20 protein-coding genes are annotated in these 22,220 nt (G+C 57.6%); 10 read left to right on the top strand and 10 right to left on the bottom strand.

Features of this window, described 5'->3' with window-relative positions; all coding sequences use genetic code 11:
- The first annotated feature begins 319 nt into the window (after nt 1-319).
- Nucleotides 320-724 carry a DUF8112 family protein gene (locus tag MUG96_RS15055; protein ID WP_246984022.1) on the top strand — a complete coding sequence of 135 codons (405 nt, stop codon included), beginning with the start codon at nt 320-322 and terminating at the stop codon, nt 722-724.
- A gap of 431 nt (nt 725-1,155) precedes the next feature.
- Here the strand turns inward: MUG96_RS15055 and MUG96_RS15060 are convergent, their stop codons facing one another.
- Nucleotides 1,156-2,262, bottom strand: coding sequence for a glycosyltransferase (locus tag MUG96_RS15060; protein WP_246984023.1), 1,107 nt, complete (start codon nt 2,260-2,262; stop codon nt 1,156-1,158).
- A gap of 204 nt (nt 2,263-2,466) precedes the next feature.
- On the opposite strand from MUG96_RS15060, the gene MUG96_RS15065 reads away from it, so the two are divergent.
- From MUG96_RS15065 to MUG96_RS15075, 3 genes are all read left to right on the top strand, one after another.
- Nucleotides 2,467-3,597 (top strand): glycosyltransferase family 4 protein, encoded by a 1,131-nt coding sequence (locus MUG96_RS15065; RefSeq protein ID WP_246984024.1) that lies wholly within the window; start codon nt 2,467-2,469, stop codon nt 3,595-3,597.
- A gap of 77 nt (nt 3,598-3,674) precedes the next feature.
- The gene (locus MUG96_RS15070; RefSeq protein ID WP_246984025.1) at nt 3,675-4,352 is read left to right on the top strand and encodes a glycosyltransferase family 2 protein; all 678 of its coding nucleotides are present in this window, start codon (nt 3,675-3,677) and stop codon (nt 4,350-4,352) included.
- Nucleotides 4,352-4,717 carry an EamA family transporter gene (locus MUG96_RS15075; protein WP_246984027.1) on the top strand — a complete coding sequence of 122 codons (366 nt, stop codon included), beginning with the start codon at nt 4,352-4,354 and terminating at the stop codon, nt 4,715-4,717. The genes MUG96_RS15070 and MUG96_RS15075 overlap by 1 nt, the downstream gene beginning before the upstream one ends.
- On the opposite strand, the gene MUG96_RS15080 is transcribed toward MUG96_RS15075, so the two are convergent.
- Together MUG96_RS15080 and MUG96_RS15085 are read right to left on the bottom strand one after the other, a co-directional pair.
- Nucleotides 4,703-6,208: a glycosyltransferase family protein gene (locus tag MUG96_RS15080; RefSeq protein WP_246984029.1), complete on the bottom strand. Its 1,506-nt coding sequence runs from the start codon at nt 6,206-6,208 to the stop codon at nt 4,703-4,705. The genes MUG96_RS15075 and MUG96_RS15080 overlap by 15 nt on opposite strands.
- 42 nt (nt 6,209-6,250) lie before the next feature.
- A complete protein-coding gene (locus tag MUG96_RS15085) occupies nt 6,251-7,258 on the bottom strand; it encodes an NAD-dependent epimerase/dehydratase family protein (RefSeq protein WP_246984031.1) in 1,008 nt (335 codons plus the stop codon).
- Nucleotides 7,259-7,824: 566 nt separating this feature from the next.
- On the opposite strand from MUG96_RS15085, the gene MUG96_RS15090 reads away from it, so the two are divergent.
- Nucleotides 7,825-8,862, top strand: coding sequence for a hypothetical protein (locus tag MUG96_RS15090; protein ID WP_246984033.1), 1,038 nt, complete (start codon nt 7,825-7,827; stop codon nt 8,860-8,862).
- Nucleotides 8,863-8,933: 71 nt separating this feature from the next.
- On the opposite strand, the gene MUG96_RS15095 is transcribed toward MUG96_RS15090, so the two are convergent.
- Nucleotides 8,934-10,214 carry an arylsulfotransferase family protein gene (locus tag MUG96_RS15095; protein ID WP_246984035.1) on the bottom strand — a complete coding sequence of 427 codons (1,281 nt, stop codon included), beginning with the start codon at nt 10,212-10,214 and terminating at the stop codon, nt 8,934-8,936.
- 462 nt (nt 10,215-10,676) lie between these two features.
- Between MUG96_RS15095 and MUG96_RS15100 the strand changes: the two genes are divergently transcribed.
- The gene (locus MUG96_RS15100; RefSeq protein ID WP_246984037.1) at nt 10,677-11,951 is read left to right on the top strand and encodes an IS4 family transposase; all 1,275 of its coding nucleotides are present in this window, start codon (nt 10,677-10,679) and stop codon (nt 11,949-11,951) included.
- A 59-nt stretch (nt 11,952-12,010) separates the two neighbouring features.
- Here the strand turns inward: MUG96_RS15100 and MUG96_RS15105 are convergent, their stop codons facing one another.
- On the bottom strand, nt 12,011-12,169 hold the full coding sequence (locus tag MUG96_RS15105; protein WP_246984039.1) for a hypothetical protein: 159 nt from the start codon (nt 12,167-12,169) through the stop codon (nt 12,011-12,013).
- On the opposite strand from MUG96_RS15105, the gene MUG96_RS24275 reads away from it, so the two are divergent.
- Together MUG96_RS24275 and MUG96_RS15110 are read left to right on the top strand one after the other, a co-directional pair.
- Nucleotides 12,104-12,505, top strand: coding sequence for a methyltransferase domain-containing protein (locus MUG96_RS24275; RefSeq protein ID WP_373222116.1), 402 nt, complete (start codon nt 12,104-12,106; stop codon nt 12,503-12,505). The genes MUG96_RS15105 and MUG96_RS24275 overlap by 66 nt on opposite strands.
- Before the next feature lie 259 nt (nt 12,506-12,764).
- A complete protein-coding gene (locus MUG96_RS15110; protein WP_246984041.1) occupies nt 12,765-13,868 on the top strand; it encodes a glycosyltransferase family 4 protein in 1,104 nt (367 codons plus the stop codon).
- A gap of 41 nt (nt 13,869-13,909) precedes the next feature.
- Here the strand turns inward: MUG96_RS15110 and MUG96_RS15115 are convergent, their stop codons facing one another.
- A complete protein-coding gene (locus MUG96_RS15115; protein ID WP_246984043.1) occupies nt 13,910-15,130 on the bottom strand; it encodes an O-antigen ligase family protein in 1,221 nt (406 codons plus the stop codon).
- A 310-nt stretch (nt 15,131-15,440) separates the two neighbouring features.
- On the opposite strand from MUG96_RS15115, the gene MUG96_RS15120 reads away from it, so the two are divergent.
- Together MUG96_RS15120 and MUG96_RS15125 are read left to right on the top strand one after the other, a co-directional pair.
- Entirely contained in the window at nt 15,441-16,607 is a 1,167-nt protein-coding gene (locus MUG96_RS15120) for a glycosyltransferase family 4 protein (RefSeq protein ID WP_246984045.1), read from the top strand.
- Nucleotides 16,600-17,697 carry a glycosyltransferase family 4 protein gene (locus tag MUG96_RS15125; RefSeq protein ID WP_246984047.1) on the top strand — a complete coding sequence of 366 codons (1,098 nt, stop codon included), beginning with the start codon at nt 16,600-16,602 and terminating at the stop codon, nt 17,695-17,697. Before MUG96_RS15120 ends, MUG96_RS15125 begins: the two co-directional genes overlap by 8 nt.
- Nucleotides 17,698-17,868: 171 nt before the next feature.
- Here the strand turns inward: MUG96_RS15125 and MUG96_RS15130 are convergent, their stop codons facing one another.
- From MUG96_RS15130 to MUG96_RS15145, 4 genes are all read right to left on the bottom strand, one after another.
- Nucleotides 17,869-19,122 carry a nucleotide sugar dehydrogenase gene (locus MUG96_RS15130; protein ID WP_246984049.1) on the bottom strand — a complete coding sequence of 418 codons (1,254 nt, stop codon included), beginning with the start codon at nt 19,120-19,122 and terminating at the stop codon, nt 17,869-17,871.
- Nucleotides 19,123-19,212: 90 nt separating this feature from the next.
- Entirely contained in the window at nt 19,213-20,211 is a 999-nt protein-coding gene (locus MUG96_RS15135) for a CgeB family protein (protein WP_246984051.1), read from the bottom strand.
- Nucleotides 20,212-20,244: 33 nt separating this feature from the next.
- A complete protein-coding gene (locus MUG96_RS15140) occupies nt 20,245-21,009 on the bottom strand; it encodes an FkbM family methyltransferase (RefSeq protein WP_246984053.1) in 765 nt (254 codons plus the stop codon).
- 37 nt (nt 21,010-21,046) lie between these two features.
- Nucleotides 21,047-22,165 carry a glycosyltransferase family protein gene (locus tag MUG96_RS15145; RefSeq protein ID WP_246984055.1) on the bottom strand — a complete coding sequence of 373 codons (1,119 nt, stop codon included), beginning with the start codon at nt 22,163-22,165 and terminating at the stop codon, nt 21,047-21,049.
- Nucleotides 22,166-22,220: the final 55 nt, after the last annotated feature.

The following is a 22,220-nucleotide window of genomic DNA, read 5'->3' on the forward strand; positions in this document are numbered from 1 at the left end:
CCAGGCCAGCACTGTAACTGGATGTTTTTCGCTCCCTGGGGGCCTGCGGAGATCGTCCCCCGCGGGTCCGGCGTGAACTCGTGTTGTGGGTTCGCGTCAGCAGTTGATTCGCGTTCAGGGTGTCCATCTCCGGACGCTCTCAGGAGTTCGATCGACCAATGATTCCAGGTTTGACACGCCCACGAACAGTCGCATCGCTCGGTATCGCACCGCATCATACCGACGAGGATCGGAACCAGACCAACGAGCAAGACTGTGTCCACGAATCGGATCGGGATCAGTCCACGTCGGCACCTACCACAGTCGGTGGTGAGCGGTCGTGAGCGATCCCCACATCGACGCGCCGGTAGCACAGGTCTGTCGGGGCCTGGCGGTCCCGACCAGCGACGATCGGCTGCGAGCAACCTGCGAGAGCTGTGGAACGCCACTCGTCGACGGGTCGCCGGTTCAGGCTGTGATCAGTCGATCCGGGCCGGTCCGCCGAATGCAGGTCCAACGAGTGACCTGCCCCGGCTGTCGCGTGGCCCTGCCCCGGACGCTTGGTGTTGTGGCACTGATTGTCGAGGGGTCACTGGCCGTCCTCCAGCAGGCCAGTCGGCAGGACAGCGAACTGGTACTTGCTGACGTGTCCGTTGAGGAGTGCTCACCGGCCGGGGAAAGTGGGTGGGTCGCCGGCAGCAGCGAACTCTGTCGGTGCGTTGTGAGCGGTGATGACCGACGGTGAGATCGTCGGCACGCCTGTCGGACCGACAGCCAGCGTGCGAAGCATTTCCAACGGCAGTCCTCTCTTTTGGCTCTGTACTTTCTGTGCGTGAAACAGTATAATCCACTTCCTATTGTCCAATAGAGACGACGACCGATTCTGACGCGTCTGCCTGCGGAGCTGAGTCCGAGAACGAGCAGGACACTGCCGATGCCGTGAGGCGGATTGTCGACCTCACAGATTACGCAAATCGGACCTAATTCGATAGTCCGTCGTCGTTCATCCCGTATCGACTCTTCGAGGACGAAAAAAGCGTGAACAGCGTACGAGGGACTCCGTGAAGCCTCCGAAGGAGTTGTGGGCGATCCGCCCGTATACTTGGCCTCCTTGTCCGTCCCTGGGTAGCAGATCTGTCCCTACTCTATCTTTTAGCTGGAAAAGCGGTCATTTCCTTACTGTGCAGCCAACTCTTCTCGGTATATTTCTTCGACTTTTGCGAGCATTTGATCCCGAGTAAAGTGTTGCTCAACCCGCTCACGTGCTCGTTTGGCGTAGCGCTGGCGGCGTTCGTCGTCGTCGAGAAGTGTGGTTATCGCATCCGCCATGGCCGATACGTCGCGTGGTGGGACCGTCAGTCCGGTCTCTCTATCTTGACTCACCCACGGAACGCCCGTCGGAAGCGACGTGTTCACCACCGGTGTTTCTCGGGCCATTGCCTCGAGTTGGACGATTCCGAACGCTTCGCTTGGCTCGATCGAGGGGAGTACGAAAAGGTCGGCGACCCGATATGCGCCCGCGAGCTGTGGCTCTGGGAGGTATCCGAGGAAGCGAACACGATCAGTAACGCCGCGCTCGCGTGCTCGTTGTTCCAGTGCTGTGCGACGCTCACCATCACCGACGACGAGCAACGTGGCCTCGACTTCGGCCATCGCGTCGATCAGATACTCGACGCCCTTGTAGTAGTTCAGTCGCCCGACACAGAGGACAATCGGTCCGTTCGTATCCACGTCCAGTTCCGCGGGGTCCTCAGTATCGACCGCGTCGAGATCGACCGAGAGCGGTACGACTTCACATTTTTCTGTGTAGGGCGTGAGCACGTCCGAGTTATCGAGCAGTCGTTGTGACGTGACCGTAATCCGGTCGACGCGGTCAAGAAACCGTTCGAGGAGCGGGCGATACACTCGGAACGCGGTCGCCTGCCGGACGATGTCGCTGTGGTAGGTCGCGACGACCGGTGCCTTCCCGGTTCCGGCAGTCAGTTGTGACACTGTCGAGAGCGGATTCGGGAGATGGTGATGGACGATATCCGCAGCACGGGCCGTTGACCGAAGGTGAACAGGGAAGGTCGGCGCAAGTGGAGCAGACATGACGACGCCGAGGCTCGATGTCTTGGTGACCTCGACGCCGTTATGGTGTTCGTGCCGGCCGAGCCCCCGTGGGCGGGCTGCGAGTACGCGGGAGGTATGGGAGTCAGCGAGCCCTTCGGCAATATCCTGGACGACCTGCTCGACGCCGCCCACTTCTGGATAGTAGAGTTTGTTCACCTGGAGAACGTTCATGTTCGGTCGGAGTATTCGGTGTGCGTGGGTGCTCTCCCGAGAGGCAGAAAACTGGTTCGGTGCGAGTATGTCTTCCGTCTACCCTAGCCGAACAATATATGCCGCTTACCCGATTGGAAGCAACTGAACAGTGGACTTTCCTGATCGAACAGGTCGTTGCGGTCCTCACTTTGGGACCGCCAAGACGCATCCGTCACCCGATAGATGACAGCCGAGACGATCACCGTCGGTCTCGATGCTCGCTTCGTCGACCACCCGGGGATTGGCCGCTACGTCTCGAAGCTCTTGGAGTCGCTCCCGGAGCGAATCCATGTCCTCGCTGTGTGTCTCTCCGACGACCGTGGAGACGTTGTTGATCTGCGGCCGACTGCCGATGTCGCCGTCACGGACGCGAAACCGTTTGGAATCCGCGAACAGATAGCTCTCCCGAGATTGCTCGGACGACACGATATCGACTGTTTTCACGCAACACAGTTCACGATTCCTGTTGCGTGGCGCGGGCCGCTCGTGACGACGATCCACGACTGTGCCTACGACCGATTCCCCGCGGAGTTCGGCGACCGAGGACGAATTGCCAGATACTACCTTCGGACAATGATGCGCCTCGCCGTCGCTCGTTCCGATCGGATCATCACGCCTTCAGAGAGTACGAAGCGAGACGTACAGCGGTTCTACGGTGGTGATGATTCCCTCTTCGAAGTAATTTACCACGGCGTTGATGCGGAGCGGTTTAATCCGGAGGCACCGTCTCCGACGATTGTCGACGGGGAGTATCTCCTCCACGTCGGATCAAACCGGCCGCGGAAGAACATAAACGGATTGTTAGATGGCTATGCCCGCGCCGTCTCGCAGTTGGATGCGCCGCCGAAACTCGTCATGGTTGGCGATCACGAAGACCGGTTCGTTGATCTCACGTCAGCAATTGCACACCGCGGTCTGACGGATTTAGTTATCAGTCCGGGATATGTTGATGATGCTGAACTCGTCAAACTATACGCGAACGCGCTTGCATTCATTTTCCCTTCACATTACGAAGGGTTTGGTTTGCCTGTTCTGGAAGCGATGGCATCGGGTACGCCCATTATCGCTGCGGATGCTGCTTCGCTGCCGGAGATGTGTGGGGAGGCCGCCCGGTACGTTGATTCGAGTAGTTCGGAGGATATTGGCACTGGAATTGTCGGTGTCGTAACTGATGACTCATTTCGCAAACGTCTCCGGAAGAAAGGCCGTGCTCGTGTTCTCGGATTCAATTGGGAGCGAACAGGTCGGATGACTGCTGCCGTATATGAGTCGGTGCGGACAGACGTGAGTCCGGACCGGGCTGCGTGCCAGTAAGACAGCGATAGCATTTAATACAGTCCTGACCACAACTACGCAAGTTGATGTATAACGGACGATCGGTCGCAGTCGCCATGCCGGCCTACAATGAGGAACCAAACATCTGTGATGCAGTTTCGTCGTTTGCTGCCCTTGATACCGTTGACGAGGTAATTGTCGTCGACAATAACTCGACGGATCAGACAGCTCAGATCGCACGACAGAACGGTGCGACGGTGGTCCCCGAACCACGACAGGGGTACGGCTACGCCTGTCGGCGGGGACTTGACGAGGCAACCGATCGAGCCGAACTGGCCGTTCTCGTTGAACCTGACGGAACGTTTATGACGCGAGACGTCCAGAAACTTCTCGTGTACGCAGACGACTGCGATCTCGTTCTAGGCACCCGAACGTCATCGGAATTCATTTGGGACGAAGCGAAAATGGGGCCGTTTCTCAGGTGGGGGAACTGGGGACTGGCGAAGCTCATTGAGGTGCTTTTTAATACGACGAACTTGACTGATGTGGGCTGCACATATCGGCTCATTGATGCCGATTCATACGAAATGATCCGAAATTCGTTGATGGTCGGTGGTTCGCATTTCTCTCCTGAGATGATCGTCCGCGCGTCCCAAAACAATCTTGAGATGATTCAAATACCAGTGAACTATCAACCGCGTCAGGGAGAGTCGAAAATAACCGACAATCGGTGGGCTGCATTCAAACTCGGATTGATAATGACATGGTTCATCCTCCGGGAACGGCTTTCATAATGAGAGCAACAATCCTGAAGCTATTCCTGATAACGATTATAAATGCCGTAGGACAAGTTGCGCTCAAACTCGGGGCAGAAGAATCTATGTTCAATCTCGGGATGCTCCTATCGCCACAGCGCCTCATTCAGGCGCCGTATCTCTTTGTTGGGGGTGGGCTTTACGCGCTGAGCCTGGCCCTATACGTGAACGTACTTTCCGAAACTCCCCTCTCAGTGGCGTATCCGTTTATCGGATTCACGTATGTGATTGTCGTCATCATGAGTGTCGTTGTGCTTGAGGAGACGATAACGACACGGCTTATAATCGGTTCGGTCCTCATCTTTCTCGGCGTGTCGCTCGTTGGTAGCTCACTCAACGCCTGACGAGGTATTCCGCGTGTAGATGTACGCTGTGTACCCCGCCTTGGTGAAGTTCCTTCGTAAGGACCACTCGGTGACGTTGACTCGATGGTCAGAGATCGCAACCGTGCCGGAGGTTGTCGCAGTTATGTTTTCGACGTCAGAAACTCGCGCTTTGGTCACGTATCCGGATCGTGCGAGAGCAGTGTAGGCGGCGATGTTAACATCGCCTCGTTGGACGGCGAAATGACTCTCCGGCTCGCCGATTTCGTCAACGACCTCGGACAGCCCGTTGCTGAATGAAGCCTCATCTTGGAGCGCGTTCGCTCGCTGTGCGAGAAACATGTTCGGTCCCATCGTGGCTGAGACAGTGAGGATTACCAGCAGGATCGCCGCGGGCTGTGCCAGCTTCTGTAGGCCGGCACTCAGATCCTTGTCAGCTGCTTGGACCATCTGGCCGATGACCGCTGCGAATGGGAACCCTACCCACCACAGGTAGTAATCGTGAATGTACACGCCATACGGGAAGAGGACGAGCACGAACAGACCTGCACCGAGCCAGGCTAGCGATAGGGCGTAGGTAGTCGGGATGACTTGGCCGCGACTGGTTTGGAACAGCCAGCCCGTTTTCTGGTATCGAACCACGTAGACGCCTCCCACGAGGAGTACGAGCAGCGAGAGTGTGAAGTACGGCACCCGCGCCGTGAGCAGTTCGTTGATGCGGTTGTACCAGACGGGCTGGAGAAGCAGACCTCCGGAACTGGTGATCATGTACCCGCCGTAACTCCGTGCGCCTTCCATGAGATAATGATAATAGACGTATAGGATTCCTGCTGGAATCAGACCGACGAAGTGTGACAGCCAGAGCGGCCACCGGTCCCGAACCTCGACGGAACGGCCAGTGTGTACAGCTGCAGCCAGGGCGGCCACTTCAGCGCTCAAAAGTGTTACCGTCACGATTCCACCCCAGAAGTGATTCAAAGTCGCGAGCCCCGCACCAATGCCGCTCAGGACTGCCCACCGGTTGCTGGCGGTCCGGTAGAAGTTCACATATCCGATCATACTGACCGCCGCAAAGAGCATCGTAACCGGCGTCGGCATCGCATAGCCGAAGAGGAGCACATACAGCGGCGTGACGACCACGAGTCCGAGCACGACCGCGACGGCCAGCATCGACATTCCGAGTTTTCGGTATACTAGACCGAACAGTATCAGGGATGCGAGACCCACTACCGACAGCACGATCTTCACCGCAGTGAATCCGAAGCCCAGTCCGAACACGGGGCCGAGCAACATTCCATGGAGGTTCGCGCCAGCGAAGCTGTGATGCGGTGCTAACCCCGGAATGCCGGACTGGGCCGTACTGATTGCTACCTGTACCGTGATGAGCTGGACGAGCCGTCGGTACCAGCCGGGGAAGGGACCGAGGAGAATCGGGAGCCGAAGCACGACGTACGGCAGTACTAAGACTCCCCATATGGTGATCGGCGAATCGAGCCTCGTCTTCGTCAGCACTGTCTTAAGGATATCGAAAGGGGTCATGGTAGGTCGGATTCTTCAGATGAGTTCGTTTTGCCAGGTCTCGGGCGTGTTGCCGTTGTTGATCTCCAAATCGATATGATATTCAAACTCCTTCGGACCCCGCTCGTCAATCCACTCTACCATCTCTGCCACTCCTTGGCGGAGCGTGTACTCCGTCTGGTAATCCAGAAGCTGGCGGGCTTTGTCGGCCGAACAGTTCGCCAGTTCGACTTCTTGTGGTCGTTCCTCGACGTAGATCGGATCGAGATCGAAACCGATGTCCGAAGCAATCGTCTCCGCTAGGGTGTTGATTGAGACGAACTCCTTGTCTGGGCCGATATTGACGGCTTCTCCGACCACGTTCTCGTTGAATGCTAACTTCGACAGCGGGCGGACGGCGTCATCGATATAGGTGAAACATCGCTTCTGGGTGCCGTCACCGTAGATGATCGGTTGCTCACCTTGCAACATGCGGTTGATAAAAATAGCGATGACGTTCCGAAACGGGTCGTCGTACCGCTGTCGAGGGCCATATATGTTGTGTGGAACGGCGATGACCGTATCGAAATCGTGAACATCACCCATCAACGTCGTCAGTCGTTCACCCGCGACCTTACTGATACCATATGGGTCCTGTGGGTCGGGCTCCATGTCCTCCCTGAATGGAGTTTTGTTCTCCCCGTAGCGCGACATGCTGGAACAGTAAATGAAGCGCTCGATCCCGGTGTCGGCCGCGGCAGCCAGCGTGGCGGTTGTCGCCTCGTAGATACTGCGATTGATCTCCAGCGGCGAAAAGACGCTCAGCCCCTCGTGCGCCAGTGCAGCAGTGTGATAGACGATATCGGCGCCGTCCATCGCGGTTTTCATTTCGTCGAGGTCGAGGCAATCTATTTCGTGAAATTCCACCTCGGACGGAAGATTGTCAGCATACCCACTGCGAAACGTATCATTTCCGACGACCTCGTGCCCTCGTTCCAAAAACCGGTCAGCGAGATGACTCCCGAGGAAACCAGCAACACCAGTTATGAAAACACGCTTTGCCATACCCCCCTTGGCACGTCCCCACTCAATAAATCTCCCGTTACTACAGTCTCGGAAACCGGGGCGTTGCGCTGGTCCGATGACAGGGGCTGTCCTCTCCGAACCGGCCTTCCACACTCCCTCCAGACCTCACAGGCTTACGAGTGACCGTCTCGTCGGGTGCGAACAATCGAGAGTCGGAACGGGGTCGGTGTTCCGGTGTTTCGACCTCTGCTGGAGGCCTCTCTAAAGTAACTGGGTCTTAACACGACGAGCGGCCTCGTCGGACCAGCGTATTTTATAATCGTCGCCGAATCTAACTCGATAATATCTCCATGCGTCTGGAATCCCTGTCGGAAACGAGAGCGACTCTCATGTCGGCAATCCGACTCGGCCACCCGATCAATCCACAATCCAGACGACTCATTCTCGTCGCCGCGATGGCCGCCGTCCCCGCTTGGCTGTTGTTCTGGGGGCCGTCCTATCTCTCGTGGGGTGACGCTGCGAATCTGCTGTTGAATCGAGCTAGTATGTACGTGGTCCACCCGTCTGGGGGACTCAATCCGCACGGTCATGTCAACTATCCGTATATGCCGATCTACGCGATGGCGAGTGCAGTTCTCTCCATCCCGTTTAGAATCGCGGCGGAAACGATTGGGGCCCCAGCGGTCGCTCAGACGCTCTGGCGAAATTTGGCCGTCGGCCTTTGGGGGTATCTTGGATATCTCGGGTCTGCGTACTGGGGAACCTCGATTTTCAGCGATGAGCGGCGCCAGTACGGCGTGACCATCCTCCTGCTGATCTTCCCGGCGTTCTGGGCCGACCTGCTGCATACCGGTGCGAATGTACTCGTCACGGCGTTGGTGTTGGCGACGATCCTGGCGGCTCGCGAACAGAGGTGGCTCTTGGCTGGACTCGCGCTCGGACTCGCGACGTTCAAATTCACTGCATTGCCCCTCACCGTTGTGCTCTTGGGCTTCGCTGTCGCCACCGATGGCCCTCGGGCGGGGTTATTGGTGTCAATCGGTGGGATCGTGAGTCAGATCCCGAACGTGTTGTACTTCGCTCTCGATTGGAACGCTTTGGTCCTTATTGTGTCGCGACGTGGGGCCTTGAGTTACGCTGCCCACGTGTTTCGCCCTGAGCAGACTTTCCTGCTCCCGTTGCAACTGGTGATGAACGGCGAGTTCTACTCTCACACCGTGTTCCCGTTCGTCGTCCTCACGTTCACCCTCGCCGGAACTGCGATCGCGGTCAAAAGCGATCTCGGACTGATCGCGGGGTTCCCAATCGCGTACTTCAGCACCTCATACATGGTCGCGGCGGAACAGCGGACACTCCCGTTCTACGTCCTGACTGTCCTGCTACTGGCTGGGATAGCACATTGTTCGAACCGGGACTTTACCTGGTCCTACGCGTTCCTGTTTGTCGTCGTCGGGTACTGGGAACTCGTCTTCCTGCTCCGGGTCCACCACAACAAGGCGACGTTCCTGTATAGTGTGCTCTTCGACCGAATCCCCTATCTCCTGCTACTGAATCTCTCCAAGCTCGGCTTCGCAGTGGCGTTCGTCTATGCTATGTGGCAGATCTGGCGTGACGAGTCACTGCCCGGTGGAATGTTTCGGTGACCGCCTGTGAGGGTACCCCGAGGAACAGGTCCGGCGCGGTCACGGTCGTCGGCTGACGCCCCCTGACAGACTCAGTGAGCGACGTTTCGACCCCTACTCCCTGACCGTCGGACACGGGTCCACACTTCGAAGAGCCCCCAGACGAACGTACCACACACGGATATGATCGCGAGCCCGACACCCGTGAGGTCCAACCAGACGGGCGCAAGATACTGGGCGCTGTGGACGAAGTAGGTGGGCAGAGGGACACGCTCGTCCACGTATTGACTCTCGAGGCCGAGCGACTGTGCACTGTTGCCAGACTCGCTTTCGTCCCCCGTCGCTACACGCTCCGCTTCGTACCCTGTCGGGACACGGACTTGCCAGACGACTTCCCCTCGTTCGTCCACCTCGAGCACCCTGTTACCGTTCGTGTCCGTAATTAATGTATTGCCTCCTGGGAGTCTGTCAGCGTCACGTCCCCAGGAGAGTCGTCGATCCTTCCACACCCACGACCGCTCCCAACTTCCGTTGACACGCTGGAATTCGACTATACGATTCGCCCCAGAATCGGCGATCAGAAGCGCGGGCCCGCCATTCTCCTCCGGGATGTAGTCGGGATTATGCTGGCCATGGAGGCGATCGCTCCCCGGCCCACCGAGCGTCCACTCTTCAAGGACGCCCTCATCCGGGCGGATGAAAACGACGACATCGAGGTTCCTGAGGCTCGTCACGATCCGTCCGTCTTCGAGCATTTCGACGTCGTTCAGGTGCGCCCAGTCTCCCGGGTAGTCACCGCCCGTCGAATTGGGGTCGAAGTAGTCACTCGCGTTCCACGTCCAGGTGATTTCGTCGCGCCGGTGGTCGACGACGAATATCCGGTGTTCGCTGATGTCTCCCACGAGCAGGTGGCTCTCGTTGATTCGGTCGACATCGTGCCACCGCGTGTTGGTTGTTCCCTTGGTGACTTCCGCGTAAAGCCGTGTCGTCTCTCCGCTGGAAAGGTCGACCCGCTCGACGACGTTTCTTGAACAACGAACCGTATTCGGACAGTCCTCAGGAGGGAGATGCTTCGCTCCGACGTACTCGACCGTCGCATCTTCGCCTTCGACCGGGTCGACGTCGTCGTAAATATTCAGCGTCTCGTTGTAGTACAGTATCGACCCGTCGGGTGCGTAGGCGACTATCTCCCCGTTCTCCTTGGCCTGTGCCTGCCGGACCCTCGTGGTAGTCGCCACGGTGATGTTCTGCGTTGGCGGTGCCTCGGAAATCGCCGGTGAGTCGGCCGCTGTGACGAACGCAGCGGCAACGTATCCGCCGCTAACCACGATCACGAATACGAATCCGAGCCGAACGGCCAGCAGCTTGTCCATTACTATTCGCCTGACAGACCCTTCTCCGTCGCTACACTCGAAACGGACTACGATGAAAAACGTTGCGCCACCTTTGACGGAATCGAGTCGAAGACTGGACTTCTCGAATCGATTCACTGTCTCTCCGGAGTGACAACCGCCACGACCACATCTGGCTGTTTTCGACAGTTCGTCCCTTCGATTTGCTCTCGGGCGGGGGACGAGAGCCTCGACCACGCACTGTCTAGTCATTCGAGGTTGACGGTGTTTCAGGCCCGGAATCCGTCCTCTCGGCATCCTTGAGCAGCCGTGAGTTGATCGGTCTCGACAGGAAAGCGCTTTTATAATCGCGCGAAACCCAATGGATTCATGCGTCTTTAGCTAAGAGAAGAACCGCCGTACAGCAGTAGCTTATCGAGACTTCTTTTCGAGAGGAATGAGGAGGCGATAGCTGTGTCCAACAGAGCCTCCTCATCGAGAATCATGCGTCGGCTCACTACACTGTTTCCCTCTGAGTTCCTCGAAGAGCACGCCGAGGAACTCGGCGTGGTCGAGCGAGAGGGCAAGCTACAGATTCCCGTCCTCGTGTGGGCGCTCGTGTTCGGCTTCGCTGCAGGCGAGAGCCGAACACTCGCTGGGTTCAGACGCTGCTACAACGCTACAGCTGACGAACCGATCTCTTCTGGCGGCTTCTATCACCGGTTGACGCCTACTCTTGCAGAGTATCTCCGCGACCTCGTCGAGCGCGGCCTCGGCGAGGTCGCTGTCCCTGATGCTGTTGACGCTGATATCGACCGATTCAGAGCCGTGATGATCGCCGATGGAACGGTGTTGCGGTTGCACGAGTTCCTCTCTGATGAGTTCCAAGCCCACCACGAGGAGCAGGCTGGAGCGAAGCTCCACCTGCTCCACAACGCCACCGACCAGACAATTGAACAGATCGACGTGACTGACGAGAAAACGCTCGACAGCACGCTATTCAAGACAGGTTCGTGGCTGTGCGGACGGCTGGTTTTGCTTGATCTGGCGTACTTCAAGTACCGCCGGTTCGCGTTGATCGACGAGAACGACGGCTACTTCGTGAGTCAGCTGAAGCAGAACGCGAATCCAGTGATAACAGCAGAATTACGGGAATGGCGCGGCCGCGCCATTCCCTTGGAAGGCAAGCAGATCCACGATGTAGTCGATGATCTCTCGCGGAAGTACATTGACGTAGAGGTGGAAGCGGAGTTCAAGCGAGGTCAGTACGAGGGAACTCGGTCGCTGGATACGAAGCGGTTCCGCGTTGTCGGCGTCCACGATTCGGACGCCGACGACTACCATCTGTACATCACGAACCTGCCGAGAGAGGAGTTCCTGCCAGCGGATCTAGCAACGCTGTATCGGTGTCGATGGGAAGTAGAAACGCTGTTTCGTGAGCTGAAGACGCAGTACGAACTGGACGAATTCGACACAAGCAACCGTGATGTCGTGGAAATTTTGCTGTACGCGGCGTTGCTGTCACTGCTGGTGAGTCGTGAGCTGTTGGATCTAGTCACTAAGCAGGCCGACGATGAGATCGTGTTTCCGCCGGAACGCTGGGCGGCGACCTTCCGGTCGCACGCCCAGTTCATCCTCCACGAACTCGGTGAGTACCTCGGCTACTCGCCACCGCCGTTGCTAGAGCGGCTGATCGAAGACGCACAGAAGATCCACCAGCAACGACCGATCCTGCAAGAGACGCTCGCTACCGCTACACAACCGAGGTGTGAATCTTAGCTAAAGACGAATGCCCAATGGATATGTTCGTTCTAGATGTTGGTAGCGGCCACCGTCCGCTACCACAGGCTGACGTACTTGCAGATCGGTATCTCGAAAATAGAGAACGGGCCGACTACCTCGTCGTCGACCGGCCTGTCGTTCTGTGTGATATCGAGCACCTGCCGTTCAAAGACGATGCCTTCGATTTCGTCAACGCCAGTCAGGTCGTCGAACACACTGACAACCCGGACGATGCCATCGCGGAACTCGAACGCGTCGCAACGTCGGGACAGGTGGATACGCCTGCGTTCGTTAACGAGAACATCATGTTCGGTCGCAACTTCCACAACTGGACCATGCTGGTTCCGTCCCTGAAGGGGCGACCAAGGTTCGTTGAAGCGACGCATCCCGACAGGGAACGTTCAAGTCCGTCTTTTCCTCGTCCAGGGCGTTACAGGCGATTCTTTATGCTATCGACGCCGTCTTTCGAATCATCATATGTCGGTACTACTGGGGCGACGGCAGGCAGATTCATCGACGAATCAGACAGGCGAACACGGACTCGACACTGAAAAAATTGAAAATATACGTCGATACTACGATTGGTGAACTCGGTCAGGTGTTGACCAACCGACTGATATACGAATTGAATCGCTGGATTACACGACATTGAGCGCGTAACGCCACCTAAATCCATGACTGCCTTTCACACGATACGTCGCCTCGGAACCGTGTCACCTTGCTACGCTGGGAGTTCAGCTATCGACCGGACGGTGATTGTCGCCGTCATAGTCGGGGATTTATACCACCCGTCCGGCTAAGGGCTGACAGATGCGTGTCGTTATCATTCCCTTCGGCTTCTTCTCCGAGAACCTCGATTCACCACGTGTTTCCGACTTCACCGCCCCGCTCATCGCAGACCGAGCGGAACTAATCGCCGAAGAGTTCGAGAGCGTGACACTCATCGCCGGCTGGCGTGACGGTGAATCCGCCGTCCGGTGGGCCGACGGCAACAAGTACGTTACCGTCCGTACGACGGGTCGAGCCTCGATTGCCAGGTACCTTTACCGGGCTATCCGCGAACTACGCAGTCTGCGGCAGGAGGACATCGTCGTCGTGAATTTCAACCCGCATATTCCGGGCTGTCTCCTCGCGGCGTATTGTAGGTCTGTTGATATATCTTTCCTGACGTATTTCATCGGCCTCCCAGAAGGGACTCAAGGTATGTTTAATAAGCAAATATATACGTTCCAGTATCTGCTGAAGCATTCCGACGGACGAATCTGTCCCACTCCCGAGTCACGGGACCGTCTCCGTGAACTCGCCAATGTGCCGATTGATGTTGTCCCGAACGGTGTCCATCCGATGTTCGATGTTGACGAGACCGTCGACACGGAGGAGAACATGTTGCTATACGTCGGCCGGTTCGCACCGGAGAAGCGCCTCCCTCTCTTACTAAGCGCGTTCGCGACCGTCCGGGAACGCGGTATCGACGCCCGCCTCGTTCTCGTTGGCGCTAGGAGCGCCTCGAAACGGGAGGAGATCGAGTCACTCGCTCATGACCTCGGTATCGGCTCGTCGGTTGAGGTTCATGGCCGGATTCCCAGAGAAGAGGTCCCAACGTGGATGAATAGAGCGCGGTCGGTTGTCTTACCCTCTCGAGACGAGGGGTTCGGGATGGTTCTTATCGAGGCGATGGCCTGTGGGACGCCGCCGATTGGTATGAACAGCGGTTCGGTACCCTGGGTCATCGACGACGCAGGTGCGGTGTGTGAGGATCAGTCGGAGCTGTCCGATGCCATGGAGCGGATGCTGACAGACGAGGACTACTACCGTGTTCGACACGAGCGATCACTTAAGAGAGCCGCGGAGTTCTCCCGAAACCGATGGCGCCAGAATATCTACGACGCCATCCAAAACGCTGTATCCGACTGACGGGGTGTAGCTCGTTGCCGAGTCTACCCACCGAAGGATCGTCAGGACGGAATCGTGTCGGAGCGACGAACATCTATCAGCCGCACTGCCTCGCCATCGCCGACGAGGACACTGCTCACACACAGAATCGCCATCGTCAGCCAGAGGATCTTGGTGTAGGAACCGTCGAAGAGCATCAACTCGACTGTCATTCCTATAAACGCGGCGAATATCGTGACCCAGAAGAACGGGTCTTTTCCGGCGACGACCGCCCGTACCCCGTTTCGGAACGCGAGCACGTAGACAATCAGCAGCATGATCAGCGCAAACGGTCCGAAGGAGATGAGGACGCTCAAGAACCCGTTGTGAATGACGGTCAAACCATACTCGAAGTAGTAGGTCGCTCGCCCGATCCCAGTCAGCGGATGTTGGCTGTATATTTGTAACCCATTGACATACGCTTTGATCCGTGAACGCAGCGTCAACGGGTTGATCTGGATCATGATCCGCACGAAAACGATGGTACCGACGATCACGATCGGCACCAACACTCCAATAATCGGCTTCACAGATATCCCCCTGCGGTTCCAATACTGAACGACATCGTAGATGGCGATCACGGCCAGAACAGCGGCCACAGCGGTCCAAGTGCTCCGACTCTGCGATATAAAGACTGCTAACATGAACACTGGGAGTGCGGCGAGTGCTAGGCGATTCCCGGACTGTCTGCTCTCGTAGACGAGCGTTGAGATGCCCAAACACATGTACATGCCGAAGTTCCCGTAGTCCATCGGGACGCCGAGCGTCCGCGAGAACGGGATCCGGTACCCCAGGACGTTTCGCGGGTCGTTGACGAAGTCACCAAATCCGACGAGACCCATGGAATGCAGTATCGTGAGCAGCGAAACTCCTAGCAGTGAGACGGTGAGAACACGGAGTAGGAGATGTATGTCCTCTCTCGATTGCGCAATGAAGACCACCGCTGCGAATACGAGTACGTTCCCCAGCCGCGTTCGAGCCCACGCAGCAGCCTTGGGTTCGACCACGGAATTCGGAACCGAAAGCACCTCGATGACGAACAACAAGACACCTGCTACGAGGGCGATCGCTACGTCATGTGGAACCCGAATCTCCGAACGTTCATACATCGACTTTAAGAACGTACCGACAGCTAGGACGAGAAATATATCGGAAATAGAAAAGAACCACACGATGCTGACTCCGGTGAACGGTGCAGCAATGACGGCAACACAGAGAAACAGGAGGCCGTACCGAATCTGCATCAGTTGTGGAGTAGAAAACACAGTCGAATAAAGAGCTGCCGGTTTTTCATATTTTCAGTTCGGCAGTAGTAGAACCTCTTCGACCTCTCCCACTGTACTGGCGCTTGTCCGGGACCAACCGTGTCACCCGGCATCTGGACGATCGTGTGAGGACCGGCCACCTGTGTCAGCCGCTCCACGGCTTCAGGGTTATCGACCACCCGGAGCGCCGCAGGTATCCTCGGGAAAGCGGTAACTGGGGTGCGTCAGTCGTCCGTCGCTGGGTACGCAGCGGATGATTTAAACCAGTGATACCACGAATTGTGAACGGATGGTCCGTATTGCGTTGATTCGTGGGCCGTATCTCCGCCCGGACGGTGTCAGACCGTGGGAGTATCTGCACAACGAGACGGACTACGAAGTCGTCGCGTTCGCGAGCGACCCGCCACGATTCGATATAAGTTCATTGTCCATGCCTGTTGAGCAACTGCCGTGGCCGGAAGGACGATTCGACTTATTTGGATACGATCACTTCTTCTCGCGGGCGATTCGCAAACTCCGGTTCCCGTCGGATTACCTCGTCGGACTCTCATCGCTGACCGAGCGGTTCGACGTCTTACATACGAGTGAGAATTTCAATCTTTTCTCACTACAGGCCGCCAGGGCGACCGTAGGGACGGACACGCTGTTCGCTTACAGTGCCGGAGAGAATATCCCGTATCCGATTTACCAACACAATCCACTGCTGTGGCGGGTCAAAACGCATGTCAACAGACGCGCGAGTGGTATCACCACGACGACACCCGTGGGAAAACGCGCGCTGATACACGAAGGGGTTTCACACGAGAAACTTACCATTCTCCCGAACGCGGTCGACCTTGATTTGTTCCGGCCGACGCAGGATGTCGGGCCTTCGGATCTGGATCTTCCAGAGGAACTCACGGGCACTACGAACATCCTGTTCGTCCACAGGTTGTGTGAACAGAAAGGGACCTACGAACTTCTTGACGCGTTTCGAGAAGTTGCGCCCGGCCATGATGACGTCCGGTTGATCCTGCTCGGCGATGACGAACTTGACGACGCCGAATCCACCTACGTCCACCAGTCGGAGCAAATCCTCTGGCGAGAGCGGATCCCCTATGCGAGCATGCCGGCGCTGTACTCGCTCGCCGATATAACTGTGCTGCCGAGTGTAACGATGCCGAACAACGAAGAGCAGTTTGGGATGGCGATCCTAGAGGCGATGGCCTGTGAGACCGCGACGGTCGTCACGAACGTCGGCGGCCTACCATACGTTGTCGCTGAGAACGAGACCTCGCTGGTCGTACCTGAACGCGATCCGGAGGCCCTCGCGGAGGCACTGTCGGAACTGGTATCGGACCCGGACCGGCGGGCGCGACTCGGTCGGAACGGAAAACAACGCGCTGCCGAACTGTTTAGCCCGGCTACAGTCGGTCAGCGACTCGAATCTTTCTACGATGACCTCTTCGATGACTGATTACGATCTCACGCTCGTCACGCCGAAGTATCCACCTCACTCGGGTGGGGCAGCCCGATACTACGGACTCCTCACAACAGAACTGTCTGATAGGGATCGTATCGATCAGATAACCGTTCTGACTAGTCCGCACGAATCGGCCCCGCTCGTTGAACGAAGGGATGAAGCAGCTGTCTACCGAATCCTCCCTAGGTCCGGGTCGGGGAGCAGGGTCCAGCGAACCATCTTATTTCTCCTCAGACAAATTCTTCTGGTAGTCGCCATTTCACTCCTCTGCCTCGTCCGCGACGACCACGTGATACAGATCCACTCAACGGTCGCATTCGTCGGTCGAATCGGCTTCAACCACGTTCTGGACCGGATGTTTCAGGGCTTGTCCAGTGTCAGCGGGTCGAAATTCGTGCTCGATATTCGCGACCAGCATACCATTCCTACGTCCGTGAACGGGTTTGACGCAATCATCTGTGCCTCTGAGAGCATCTGTAACGAATTCAATCGGGTGAACAGGACCTCGGACGTGACTGTTGTCCACCTACGGGTCCCGGTCGATATCGATGCGATCCGAGGTCACGACAAAGACCGACGAATCGCGGAAGCCGTCCCCGACCGATACATATGTTTTGTCGGAGATATCTCAGCAGCAAAAGGCACGAAACAGGTCGTTGAGGCGGCCGCTGGTATCGATGCGCCACCAGTAGTGCTCGTAGGCGACCCGGTCGATGAAACCGGCCGAAAGCTGGTTTCGTCCCTGCCCGAGCACGTCTCCCACCTCGGCGTCCTTTCGCACGATGAGGCCCTGCAGGTCATCGACGGTGCAACGATGCTCGTGCTCCCGTCAGAGAGCGAGGGTTTCCCACGCGTGATTCTCGAAGCCATCGCGCTCGGCACGCCAGTGGTCGTTTCGGCAACTGTCCCCGAACTCGTTGACGCCGCCGGCGTCCGCAATCTCGACAGCCGCTCGGTTGCGGCGATCCGGAACGCGTTGCAGACGGAGATCTCCGACGAACAACAGTCCTATCAGATCCACCAGCACGATGTCGGACATGTCTGTACTGATCTGATCGCGTTTCACCGCTCACTCCTTGGCTGACCCAACTGAACGGCGGGCCACCATCGGCGACTCGTGTCCCTCTAGACTGGGCCTCTCCAAAGACCCACGGCCTCATAATCCAGCAGCGAACGACGGGTCGGCCCCGACGTGTCCGACGAACGGTGTTGCGTTCCTCGATACCGTTGACCCCAACCGGCCTCTTCGACGGACTTAGGATCGACCCACGCCAACGTATGTGAGTCCAGCGGACCGTGCCTTCTCCGGACTGAAAACATTCCGTCCATCGATGAGGATATCGACACCGCTGTCGCTCATCCGTCTTAGATCGAGCGTTCGGAACTCATCGTGGTCCGTAACGAGAACGACAGCGTCGACCTCCTGATAGGGTGAGTCGACGGTCGATTCATCGGGGAGGGTTGGATCGTAGGTTTCGATACTCGTGTGGTACGACTCCAACTTCGTGCGGATCCCGAAGTACGGGCTGTTTCGGGTATCCGAGACGTTCGGCTTGAACGCTTTCCCGAGCAGGAGCACGGTGGCCTCCTGTGGAAGTGTTCCCCCTCGAACGAGTGTATCGACGGTCCGCTCCGCGATGTAGGCGGGCATCCGGTCGTTCACCTCCCGGGCGGCTTTCAAAAACCGGCTGTTGTGGCCGTTGGACGCTGCTCGTTCGATCAGGAAATACGGATCGATCGGGATGCAGTGCCCACCGACGCCAGCTCCTGGTGAGAACCGGGTGAACCCAAACGGCTTCGTGTCCGCGGCATCTAGTGCTTCGGACGCATCGATCTGTAGTTCGTCCAGCGTCAGTGCGACCTCGTTGACGAACGCGATGTTGATATCCCGGTACGCGTTCTCGATAATCTTCGACGCTGCGGCGACCTCGGTCGAGGAGACGGGGTGGATGTCCGCGTCCAAAAGTCGGTCGTAGAACGACACCGCTCTCTCGAGGCCTCTGTCCGTACGTGCCCCCGCGACTCGAGGGATCTCGGCGAGAAGCCACTCGTCATTCCCCGGGTCGATTCGTTCCGGTACGTGGGCGAGAAACACGTCGTCGCCGATCTCGTATCCGGCTGCCTGGAGCCGTGGCACGACGATATCCGCCACCGTCCCTGGTGGAATCGTCGACTCCAAAACGACGAGCGTGCCGCGAGGGTCTGGAGATAAGCCGGTCGCGATCACGTCAGCGACACCCTCGATCGCTGAGAGATCCACAGAATACGACGAATCGAGCGGGGTCGGGACTGTGACGACGATGCCGTCGGCATCCTCAACCGCACTACCGCCATCCGTGGTTGCCTCGAATCGGTCAGAACTGCCGTCACGGACGGTCTCACCCTCCCGCGCGCTCTCGACCACGGCGGGGTCAGTGTCGATTCCGACGACGTCGAACTCCCGTTCGAGGGCGAGGCTCGCGACTTCTCTCCCAACGTAGCCCAGCCCAAAAATAGCCAGTCGTCGCATGTTACTGTCCAGTCCGGCTGCAGATAAATGTGATTCGGTCGGTCCACAGGCCACCTGCCTGAGCCGGTCCAAAACGCCGAGTGCCATTCATCAAACATCCTCGAGTACGGTCCGCATCCGGTGTTCGTACGTATGTTGCTGTGCGATCTCGTACCCACGGTCCGCAATCGCTCGCAATCGATGCGGCTTCTCTAGCGCAGACTCCGCCGCCGTGCGGAGATCCTCCGGATCGCTGAACATCAGACACGCCTCCCCGTCCGGGAAAACCTCCTCCTGCCCCTCGGTCCGTGTCGTCAGCATTAGCGACTGCACTGCTGGTATCTCGAACGTTCGCATGTTGTAAAACGGGACGTTGTGGTCTCCGACGACGTTCACGACCGCGTCTGCCGAACTCATCGCACGAGCGTATTCTTCACCGGCAAGTGATTCGCCTTCGACACACTGTCGCAACGTTTCGTCCTCGCAACGCTGCGCCCACCAGAGCCCCCTGATCTGAAGATTGAACCCCGTGAGTGCGCTGAGAACACGCTCGCGCTTCGGTGACCATTGGCCGATGAACGCCACCTCGCAGTCGTACTTCGGGACCGTCTCCGTTGGGTGATGAATCACAGGGTCGTGCGCGAACGGCAGGTGTTCCACTTGTCGAGCCCCCGCAGCCAGGAAATCGTCGATGAGATGCCTCCCCCACGTGTAGACAATGTCGTACTCCGTTATCGCATCGAGATAAGTCTCGTCGCGGCGGTGCTCCGATCGCACTTGGAACGGGTTGTCCTGGTTCCAACTCACGACCGGTGCCCCAGTCACCTTCCGGAGCCGTCTGACAGCATCGCTGTCGAGATACGATCCTTTCATGACGAACACTAGATCCGGGTCAATTAGCTCGGCGCGCCGGCGTGCGTTGTATTTGACCAGCGGCTCGTACAGTGGAGTCCGTTCGATCTTCGGCAGTGTCTTGAGCCGGTAGTCGCCGAGCAGTTTCGGTCCGGCACGACTCGCGTACGCGACCTTATGGCCGAGTTTCGTGAACGCCCGACCACACATGAGTTCGATCGCCGGCTGTCTCGTCTTTCCGTATATGAGTATCTGCATCTTTGTCACGAACTTGCGGTGCCGTCGTCAGGGTCAGTCATCGTAGGCAGCCGAAAGGATGTGGATGTCCATCTCCGGGACCACCGGCGTTTCATTGGTGATCCGATAGCCCATTTCGGTCAGCAACTGCCGAATCGTTTCCTGTGGGGCCTCGTACTCGGGGTGTGTTTCGACGATTATCCGACTCGGCCGAATGGGTAGCGTTTCCAGAATCTCCTTCTCCGACCCTTCACAGTCCATCTCCAAGACATCGCAGTCCGGAATCTCCGATGAAGAGAGACGCGTTGCGGCATCGAACTCGTGATCGGATCCGACGACGCCGATAGACGGGCCGACGATCGCCTGCTGCACCTCGGTTCGGTCTCCGACTTCGTTGAGAGCGATGGTGTTCTCTATCGCCGTGACTTTGCGACCGTTCCCCTCGTAGGTCGTGACCGTGCCCGGTGGGCCGACTCGCTGCGCGGCGACGACTGTCGAGACACCGTTCCCACCCCCGATTATCACGACGTCGTCTCCCTCCCGCACGTGGGCCCGAACTGCGTCGAGGAGCGCGTCCTCGTAATCCGGCATGTGGTCGATATCGGGCGTACTCCACGGGACGATCCGGTCGAACAGACGCGGAACGCGGCTGTACGGACCGTAGACCCCACCGACTTTGACCTCATTGAACTCGGGATGTGACCCCCGTCTCGGGAGTATGCACCGAATATACTGGTTGTAGGCGTATGGTACGGCCTTTTTCAGCAGAGCAATGGCTCCGTCTCGTCTGTAAACGTCTGCAGCGCGTGACAGTGACATGTGTAGTGAATCGTATGGGCAGTGATTTCGGCTGTACTCAAGCGAGGATCGTATCGAGTAACCGATCGACTCTCGCGTGCTGTCGTTCTCGCGTGTATCGTACCGCATTATTGCGAGCAGACTCGGTAAGTCGATTACGGAAGGGTTCATCGGTGGCGACACGCTCAAGCAGTCGGGCCAAATCCGATCGACCTGCGTACGTGAGCGACGCCTCTCCAAGAGATTGCGTGAATCCCGCGTGCTGTGGCAGAACGAGCGGCGTTGCATTCCGTATCGCGTCGGACACGCTGGCACTCCCCTTCGTCGTGCCGTAGGATTCGACGGTCTCTTCGACGATCTTAGTTCGCGTGAGTGGTGCGACGAGCAGCGTGCTGCTCTGGATCGCCTGCTGAAACTGCGCAACCGGGACCCATTCCCGATGGACTGTGATGTCGTATCCCCTATCTATGAGTGACTCACACCGTCTCAGAACTCGTTCACCACCCTCGTTCGCTGGCGGCCCGAGTACCTCGAGTTCGATATCCGTGCCCGATTCGGTGGCGTCCCGAAACGCATCGATTACCTCGTCGTAGTTCCGTCTGTCCGGATCCACGTTTCCCGGAACCGTCACCACGATCGGGTCCGATGGCGAGTGAGACTCAATTCCGTCGTACAGTGTCGGAACGATGCTCTGTGTTGGTTTCTTGGTCAACCCGTTCTCACGGACGTACGTCTCGATACAAGGATACTCGAAGAGAAGCCCCGATTGTTTCCTGACTAGCCAACGTTTGATTCCTCTTCGCAGTCCCGCTGTCGGTTTCGTCGTGAGAACCGGCGCCTCCAGCCACCCCCGCACGTTGAAAATCCAGAGCAACGACGGGCAGTCCAGCGATACCCGAGCGTACGTCAGCAGCTCACGGGTTCCACCGGAGAACGGGAACCATAGCATGACATCCAGATCACGGGACGCTCGCTCGACTCGCTGGAGATACTTAGACACTGGTTCATCGTCCCGCTTGATCTCCGAAGTCGCCTCCGAGATATCGGTGTCTGCAGCCACCTCTTCGAGAATCGGACGTGTGGTAAACAACGTCAGATCGTCGTCAGGAAGGATCCGACAGAGATGCAGCAGATACTGCTCGTGTGTCTTCACCTCGAAGATCCCGATCTTGACCATCTACACTCTAGACCACCGGGATGAACTGAAATATATATCGGATGGCCCAATCCGA

This window comes from Halorientalis marina (assembly GCF_023028345.1).
In the GTDB taxonomy this organism is placed as follows: domain Archaea; phylum Halobacteriota; class Halobacteria; order Halobacteriales; family Haloarculaceae; genus Halorientalis; species Halorientalis marina.

Excerpts from the sequence above, each read along its gene's own strand:
- MUG96_RS15070 (WP_246984025.1), top strand. The coding sequence starts at position 3,675 with ATGCCGGCCTACAATGAGGAACCAAACATCTGTGATGCAGTTTCGTCG.
- MUG96_RS15140 (WP_246984053.1), bottom strand. The coding sequence starts at position 21,009 with ATGTCACTGTCACGCGCTGCAGACGTTTACAGACGAGACGGAGCCATT.
- MUG96_RS15095 (WP_246984035.1), bottom strand. The coding sequence starts at position 10,214 with ATGGACAAGCTGCTGGCCGTTCGGCTCGGATTCGTATTCGTGATCGTG.
- MUG96_RS15065 (WP_246984024.1), top strand. The coding sequence starts at position 2,467 with ATGACAGCCGAGACGATCACCGTCGGTCTCGATGCTCGCTTCGTCGAC.
- MUG96_RS15090 (WP_246984033.1), top strand. The coding sequence starts at position 7,825 with ATGCCGATCTACGCGATGGCGAGTGCAGTTCTCTCCATCCCGTTTAGA.
- MUG96_RS15130 (WP_246984049.1), bottom strand. The coding sequence starts at position 19,122 with ATGCGACGACTGGCTATTTTTGGGCTGGGCTACGTTGGGAGAGAAGTC.
- MUG96_RS15120 (WP_246984045.1), top strand. The coding sequence starts at position 15,441 with ATGGTCCGTATTGCGTTGATTCGTGGGCCGTATCTCCGCCCGGACGGT.
- MUG96_RS15125 (WP_246984047.1), top strand. The coding sequence starts at position 16,600 with ATGACTGATTACGATCTCACGCTCGTCACGCCGAAGTATCCACCTCAC.
- MUG96_RS15145 (WP_246984055.1), bottom strand. The coding sequence starts at position 22,165 with ATGGTCAAGATCGGGATCTTCGAGGTGAAGACACACGAGCAGTATCTG.
- MUG96_RS15135 (WP_246984051.1), bottom strand. The coding sequence starts at position 20,211 with ATGCAGATACTCATATACGGAAAGACGAGACAGCCGGCGATCGAACTC.
- MUG96_RS15115 (WP_246984043.1), bottom strand. The coding sequence starts at position 15,130 with ATGCAGATTCGGTACGGCCTCCTGTTTCTCTGTGTTGCCGTCATTGCT.
- MUG96_RS15100 (WP_246984037.1), top strand. The coding sequence starts at position 10,677 with ATGCGTCGGCTCACTACACTGTTTCCCTCTGAGTTCCTCGAAGAGCAC.
- MUG96_RS15085 (WP_246984031.1), bottom strand. The coding sequence starts at position 7,258 with ATGGCAAAGCGTGTTTTCATAACTGGTGTTGCTGGTTTCCTCGGGAGT.
- MUG96_RS15075 (WP_246984027.1), top strand. The coding sequence starts at position 4,352 with ATGAGAGCAACAATCCTGAAGCTATTCCTGATAACGATTATAAATGCC.
- MUG96_RS15110 (WP_246984041.1), top strand. The coding sequence starts at position 12,765 with ATGCGTGTCGTTATCATTCCCTTCGGCTTCTTCTCCGAGAACCTCGAT.
- MUG96_RS15060 (WP_246984023.1), bottom strand. The coding sequence starts at position 2,262 with ATGAACGTTCTCCAGGTGAACAAACTCTACTATCCAGAAGTGGGCGGC.